General features: G+C 40.9%; 1 protein-coding gene. It reads right to left on the reverse strand.

The window, feature by feature from the left end; all coding sequences use genetic code 11:
- Positions 1-374, reverse strand: a 374-nt coding sequence (locus A3751_RS01610; RefSeq protein ID WP_197466093.1) for an asparagine synthase C-terminal domain-containing protein, incomplete at both ends; no start/stop codon positions are given.

Here is a 374-nt window from a genome sequence, read left to right on the forward strand (position 1 = left end):
CCCATCACCAGATAAACAAACAGTGACGTTTTCTCTCGCGAGCTTGGAAACCAAGTAAGTAGGTATTTGAGATGAGTCTGCAATGGGTTCATCATAAATAGACGATAGTGATGGTACTAGGTCTAAACAATCTTGCCCTCTAATATATAACTCATGATGATGTGTCCCTAAGTGTGCAGATATATCTCTCGCAAAACTCGCTTCGTTAAAGTCTTTATCATCAAAACCTATCGTATAAGTTTGTGTCGGTTTTGAACTTACCTGTTGCATAATTGCAACAACAGTGGACGAGTCTATACCGCCCGACAAAAAAGCACCCAGTGGCACATCTGCAAGAGATTGGTCAGCAATCACTTTTTTAAGGGTGTGATCCA

The sequence above is a fragment of the Oleiphilus sp. HI0080 genome (assembly GCF_001635135.1).